We start from the raw sequence: 1,586 nt of genomic DNA on the forward strand, positions 1-1,586 counted from the left end.
CGCCGCGCAGGGCGTACAGCATCAGCAGGTCCCGCATGAGCAGCGGCATGGACCAGCCGTCCACCAGGATGTGGTGGGTGGTGATCACGAGCTTCCAGGCGTCCTCGCTCCAGCGGACCAGGTGGAACCGGATCAGCGGCGGGTCCGACATATCGAAATGCCGGGCCCGGTCCGCGGCCAGCAGCCGGTCGAGTTCGGCCGTGCGTTCGTGCTCCGGCAGCGTGCGCAGGTCGATATCGCGCCACGGCACCGACACAGAGTCGAGAACCACCTGCACCCACTGCCCTTCGGCATCCGCGACAAAGGCAGTGCGCAGGTTCGGGTACCGGGCGACCAGGGTCTGCGCGGCCAGCCGCAGCCGGGCCGCGTCCACGGAGCCCGCCAGATCGACCGAGGTCTGCATGGTGTAGACGTCGTGACCGTCGCGGACGAGCTGAGCGTGGAACAGCAACCCCGCCTGCAACGGGGACAGCGGCCAGATCTCCGACAGCGCCGGGTAGGTGTCCTCCCAGCGTTCGATATCGGCCTGCGCCACCCGCACCAACGGCATATCCGACGGCGTGAACCCACCCGAATCCGGCCGCCGGACATGCTCGGCTAGCGCCGTGAGCGCGGCAACCCACAGATCCGCGAACTCCCGCACCTTCTCCTCGCTGAACATCCCGGTGACATACGCGAAGGACGCACTCAGCGCCGGCCCATCCGCGCCGGACGTGACAACAGCATTGATATCCAGCGCCGCATGGGCGGGCATCTCGCCGTCGATATCGGCCGACACCGCACCGAGATCGGCGGTCGGCATCCAGCCCAGTTCGGCGATATCGGCGGGAATCTCCCCGGCCGACACCCGGCCCAAGTAGTTGAACCCGATCTGGCCCGGAATACGTTCGGGCAGCAGGCTTTCCGTTTCTGGATTGAGGTGGCGGAGCATACCGTAACCGAGGCCCTTGTCCGGGGCCCCGAGCAGCTGTTCCTTCACGGCCTTCACCAATGCGCCGAGTTCGGCACCGCCGGCGAAGGCCGCGTCGATATCGATACCCGGTAGTTCCAGCCGCACCGGATACACGGCGGTGAACCACCCGACAGTCCGGGACAGATCGGCCCCGGGCACCACGGTCTCTTCCCGGCCGTGTCCCTCGAGTTTGACCACCGCGGCCGCCGACGGACCGTCACCGCGCCAGCGGGCCAGGGCCAGGGCGAGTGCGGACAGCAAGGCGTCGTTGGGACCGCCGTGATAGCGGGCACCGACAGTGGTCAGCACCGCCTCGGTGACCTCGGCGGGCAAGGTGATCTCGAACCGTTCGACGGTCGCCCGGGTATCGACGACCGGATCGAACGGGCGGGTACCCAACGCTGGGTCCGGGGTGGCCGCGACCTTCTGCCAGTACGGCAGCTCCGCCATCCGTTCCGGGGTGGCGGCGGCCTCGGCCAGGCCGTGCGCCCAGCGCCGCAACGAGGTACCCACCGGCGGCAACACCACCGGCTGACCCGCAGCCAGCTGCGACCACGCCAACGCCAGATCCGGAATGATCACCCGCCACGACACACCATCGATCACGAAGTGATGCGCCGCGAACAGCAGCACA

At 68.5% G+C, this 1,586-nt stretch carries 1 protein-coding gene; it reads right to left on the minus strand.

Going from position 1 to position 1,586, the window contains the following annotated elements:
• Nucleotides 1-1,558: condensation domain-containing protein (locus QH276_RS10235; protein WP_280402462.1), on the minus strand; the 1,558-nt coding region annotated here is incomplete at its 3' end.
• Nucleotides 1,559-1,586 lie beyond the last annotated feature (28 nt).

The organism is Nocardia carnea (assembly GCF_029869215.1).
Classification (GTDB): domain Bacteria; phylum Actinomycetota; class Actinomycetes; order Mycobacteriales; family Mycobacteriaceae; genus Nocardia; species Nocardia carnea_B.